The sequence below is a fragment of the Pediococcus ethanolidurans genome, from assembly GCF_001437405.1.
Taxonomy (GTDB): domain Bacteria; phylum Bacillota; class Bacilli; order Lactobacillales; family Lactobacillaceae; genus Pediococcus; species Pediococcus ethanolidurans.
Genome location: NZ_JQBY01000047.1, coordinates 1 through 4,042, shown reverse-complemented (window position 1 = coordinate 4,042; position 4,042 = coordinate 1). Strand labels below are relative to the sequence as shown.

Genomic DNA, 4,042 nt, shown 5'->3' with positions numbered 1-4,042 from the left:
TTTAGGAGTTGACAGGGTCACTTCATAACAGCAATAAAAAAACCAAGTTCAATAAGAGTTCCATACAAAAATACTGTATTTCTCTTACAAACCTGGTTGATGCCTGCTTTGCAGTAACACGCCATTATTTTGTTGTTTGACGGTGCGTAACTCGCCAAACATGTAAAGTTAAATATACTTGTTCATTATTAGATAATTGCCAATTTCGTTGCTGTTTCAAATATAGTGCTATTCTTTGAACTGTCATGTAAGCTTCTGGATACTTTGCTTGCATTAAATTTAAAAATGAAGGATCCAATTCTTGTTCTGTTTCTATTTCGTCTTCCTTACTCATTTTATTGACCATAAATCCTCTTAAATGAGTAATGAAACGACTATAATTAAATGATTTTGAGTCCAAGGTTTCTTGAAAATCTAACTGCACAATTTGAATAACTCCTGCTATTAATTTAGTGATTTCCACTGTATCTTGAACTTGATCTTGTTTACTCTCAGCATTCACAAAGTGTAAAACTAATGAACTAGCTTCTGAATCGGGGAGTTTAACTGACAATACATCGTTTTGATTTAAAGTTTTGATAACATACAATGCTAATTCATATTCTTTATTGTAAAGCTTACGTATTGCCCACCCCATTGTTGTGTCGGGTAAATAAATTGCCTGCTCTAAACGTTTTAAAGTAAGATCCATATGATCGGCCAATGCTAAATATTGGTACCGGCTGAATTGCAAATTTAATTTGGTTTCTACTTCATGAGCAATCCTCTCAGTAGCAGCTAAGGCATCAGGACGAATAAAGTTAAGCGTCTCTATTTCACTATCTTTATTCTTTATGTCGGCCTTAAACCTTCGCTGGATTCGATCCATATTGATTAAATCCCCGCTGTGATATCCAAAACCTAATCCTGTTCCAATAACAACATACTCATACTTATTATCATCACTAACAAGTGCCGCATTGTTATTTAAACTCTTTATGAACTGCATATCGCTTCCCTCCATAAGAGAATTATTCATACAAAAAGAGTCCATAAGTCTAATTTACAACATTATACAAGTGCTGTAATCTTATGGGCTGATGCCTGAACTTAATCAGTAACACGCTTTCCAATTGAATTCATTCTATTATTTTCTGGAAGCGCTGTCAACAGTTTTTTTAAAATTGTTTATCAACTTCTAAATTAAATCAAGTAAATCACTGCAATCAATGCCACTGCAGCCACAATTGCAGATACTCCTGCCAATAATTTGTTAGCCTGCCATTTTTTAAATGCATAGTATGCACAAAACAGCATGACAATAAATGATGCAAGTAAAACCCAAAATCCCATCTAAATCATCTCCCGAATTAAACTCTGAATAACGCTAATATTACAAATGCATAAACAATCTCCACTACCATAACTAAAAGAGTTAATAAAGCTCCCAATAATTTTTTAAAAAAGTTACCTTGAAATCTTGGTAAAAACTCAAAGTATGTCCCGATTCCTAAAATTCCGGTTCCTCCAACACCAATTCCAAACTCTTGCCAAAAAATTGTTAACCAAGGTCCTACTATAAGACAAAACACCGCAAAATAGAGGACATATTTTAATACCTTAGGATTTGTTTTTTCTTCACTCATTGAGATAACCACCTTCATTTTTCGAGTATAAATTTTCATGAATGCATTATGTTAAGATGAATAAACTGACAAATTTTCAAATCTCACATTTCTTGTTTGGTTTCATTAAAAAAGGAGATTTTTAAAATCAAACCTAACAAACACAAACAATTTATCTTCTCTTTCATTATAATCGCTTTTGGATTAGCTTTACCTAAAATACTTTATGCTATGCAGATCCCTGTCATTTGGATTTTTGTTTTGACACCACTTCTCATTTCTGTTTTTTTGTTAGTTGCAATCTGCATATTTCAAAAGATCAGCTAACATTTAAATTATGCGCAAAAAATCACCAAAAAGGAAGAACGCAATGCTTTACATGCTGACACTAGTTGTTTACATTAGGGTATTTTTGTTATAGATTCAATAGTAATAGAAAGAATGGGGGGAATTACAATGTCAATTGCACTACAATTAAAACAAGCCAGAGAAAATAGCGGCTATTCTCAAAATGAAGTTGCCACTATTTTACATATTTCCAGACAATCAATTTCAAAGTGGGAAAATGAGCGTGCTTATCCAGACTTAGATAACCTAATTGATTTAAGTAATGTTTACAAAGTTTCGTTAGACGACCTCATCAGGGAAAAGCAGGAACTTAAAGAAAAGTTGGACCTAACTGATACTCAAATTGATGAACAACGAAAAAGGCTTAGTAATGTTAATACTAAACTTTATCAAAATACTGATGAAGGACTCATTTTATTAATCGTCTCTCTGATAAGTACCATGATTCCTCCCGTGGGTATTTTTGTTCCCATGTATGTCTTGTGGCGAAACAACAAATACAATAGTTTATACAAAACCATCATGCTTGTTAGCATTATCGCAATCATCGTCAGTCTTACTAATTCTTTTGTCATTTTTTCAGATCTTTTTCTAAACCTTGGTACCAATACAGTTTATCCAACTAAATAGCAAAAGTATAAATTGAAGTTTTCTAATAAATCTATATTCGTAAACCAACAGAACATCACCAACTCAAAAAATTTATTCTGAACTTCAACAGTTGTAGTCATTTTTATTTAGTATGCAAATCTTTGAACATCAATCTAACTTTAACTGAAACCTATAAGTACAGTGAAAATTAACGACACAAACAAGATACTAAGAAAAATACTTGCCAATAATTTATTAGTTTGTTTTTGACTAAAGAGATAATAACTAAATATCAACGATAATAAAGTTGAACTTAACATTATGACGTATTGCATTCTTTCTTGAACCTTCATTTCTAATTACTGTCATATACTTAATCCCTTATTTGGTATAACCTGTAGATAGTTTCAAATTTCTTGTTTGGAAGGAGTAACAAAATGTCTTTACAATTAAAAGCATATCGTGAACAAGCACACCTTTCACAAGATGATGTGGCAAGGGCCATTATGGTTTCCCGACAAGCTGTGTCCAGATGGGAAACTAACAAAACATACCCCGATATTGATAACTTAATGCGTCTTAGCAAGCTTTATGGAATCTCTCTAGATGAATTATTGTCGGAAAGTCCCAAAATTAAAAGAAAGCTTGCATTAGATTCTAAACAACCTCAAAAGAAGCCTACAAAATTTATAAATCGAAAAACGTATAACGCAAATGATGAAAGCTTTGAACTAATTACAATTACACTTTTAAGTGCCATTCTTCCAGTCTTTGGCGTATTTATCCCGCCATATATAATGTTTAGAAATAATAAATTCAACCGATACTTTATTTTAATCTATATCATAGCTATGATTGTTTTTCTTGTTAGCCTATTTAACTGCTATCTTTTTCTCTCAGACATTTTTACCCACTCGTCAACTGAAATACATTTGGATTAACTAGTTACTCTCAGTTTTCCATGTATTATTTCACTTGTAAGATAGGTGATTGATCTTCTCCCCCAATAATTGCGTTCTTCCTTTATATAGTTAATTCCTTCATAATTTATGATGTTAGCTAGCAATGTTATTTAGCATCTAAAGGAAATATTATGAAAAAACTCAAAATGCCTGCCGCTATCGCAACTTATTCAAGTAATTTTCACTACACTATTAAATAGAAAAATTGGTGATTAATATGAAGTCTAAATTAGCTAAAGTTTCTTTTGTACTTACAGTTTTATGTTTGTTGTATGGTTTAACACTTTTATTTGTTTTTAAAATGAATTTGGGTAAATTCTTAGTTTTCTTTTTACCAATCTCTCTGATTGCAGCGCTTCTACGTTCATATGTAAAAGCCAGAATCAATCAAGATAATCATTAATTACTTAAGCTTTAGGGAAACATTATATTCAAATATTGCCGTATACGTAAAGTTATTGATGACAAGATTACTGGGCGGAGGTAATATCATTGCTAGATTATTTTACCTGAAATATTCATAGATCGAAATATAAT

At 31.7% G+C, this 4,042-nt stretch carries 6 protein-coding genes; 3 read left to right on the top strand and 3 right to left on the bottom strand.

Translation table 11 applies throughout. The features are described from left to right. Positions 1-124: 124 nt before the first annotated feature. The 3 genes from IV87_RS10695 to IV87_RS10690 all read right to left on the bottom strand — a co-directional run bounded on the left by IV87_RS10695 (position 125) and on the right by IV87_RS10690 (position 1,625). Positions 125-988 carry a PRD domain-containing protein gene (locus tag IV87_RS10695; protein ID WP_057808122.1) on the bottom strand — a complete coding sequence of 288 codons (864 nt, stop codon included), beginning with the start codon at positions 986-988 and terminating at the stop codon, positions 125-127. Positions 989-1,182: 194 nt separating this feature from the next. Then, positions 1,183-1,332, bottom strand: a complete 150-nt coding sequence (locus IV87_RS11090; RefSeq protein ID WP_156407383.1) for a hypothetical protein — start codon at positions 1,330-1,332, stop codon at positions 1,183-1,185. 17 nt (positions 1,333-1,349) lie between these two features. Continuing rightward, the gene (locus IV87_RS10690) at positions 1,350-1,625 is read right to left on the bottom strand and encodes a hypothetical protein (protein ID WP_057808120.1); all 276 of its coding nucleotides are present in this window, start codon (positions 1,623-1,625) and stop codon (positions 1,350-1,352) included. A gap of 435 nt (positions 1,626-2,060) precedes the next feature. Here IV87_RS10690 and IV87_RS10685 point away from each other — a divergent pair, with 435 nt between their 5' ends. From IV87_RS10685 to IV87_RS10675, 3 genes are all read left to right on the top strand, one after another. After that, positions 2,061-2,582 carry a helix-turn-helix domain-containing protein gene (locus IV87_RS10685; protein ID WP_057808118.1) on the top strand — a complete coding sequence of 174 codons (522 nt, stop codon included), beginning with the start codon at positions 2,061-2,063 and terminating at the stop codon, positions 2,580-2,582. A 398-nt stretch (positions 2,583-2,980) separates the two neighbouring features. Then, positions 2,981-3,484: a helix-turn-helix transcriptional regulator gene (locus IV87_RS10680; RefSeq protein ID WP_057808116.1), complete on the top strand. Its 504-nt coding sequence runs from the start codon at positions 2,981-2,983 to the stop codon at positions 3,482-3,484. Positions 3,485-3,722: 238 nt separating this feature from the next. Further along, on the top strand, positions 3,723-3,908 hold the full coding sequence (locus IV87_RS10675; protein ID WP_057808114.1) for a hypothetical protein: 186 nt from the start codon (positions 3,723-3,725) through the stop codon (positions 3,906-3,908). The last annotated feature ends 134 nt before the right edge of the window (positions 3,909-4,042 follow it).

What these genes read in the sequence shown, in the direction of transcription:
- IV87_RS10695 (WP_057808122.1), bottom strand. Translation starts at nt 988, where the DNA reads ATGCAGTTCATAAAGAGTTTAAATAACAATGCGGCACTTGTTAGTGAT.
- IV87_RS11090 (WP_156407383.1), bottom strand. Translation starts at nt 1,332, where the DNA reads ATGGGATTTTGGGTTTTACTTGCATCATTTATTGTCATGCTGTTTTGT.
- IV87_RS10690 (WP_057808120.1), bottom strand. Translation starts at nt 1,625, where the DNA reads ATGAGTGAAGAAAAAACAAATCCTAAGGTATTAAAATATGTCCTCTAT.
- IV87_RS10685 (WP_057808118.1), top strand. Translation starts at nt 2,061, where the DNA reads ATGTCAATTGCACTACAATTAAAACAAGCCAGAGAAAATAGCGGCTAT.
- IV87_RS10680 (WP_057808116.1), top strand. Translation starts at nt 2,981, where the DNA reads ATGTCTTTACAATTAAAAGCATATCGTGAACAAGCACACCTTTCACAA.
- IV87_RS10675 (WP_057808114.1), top strand. Translation starts at nt 3,723, where the DNA reads ATGAAGTCTAAATTAGCTAAAGTTTCTTTTGTACTTACAGTTTTATGT.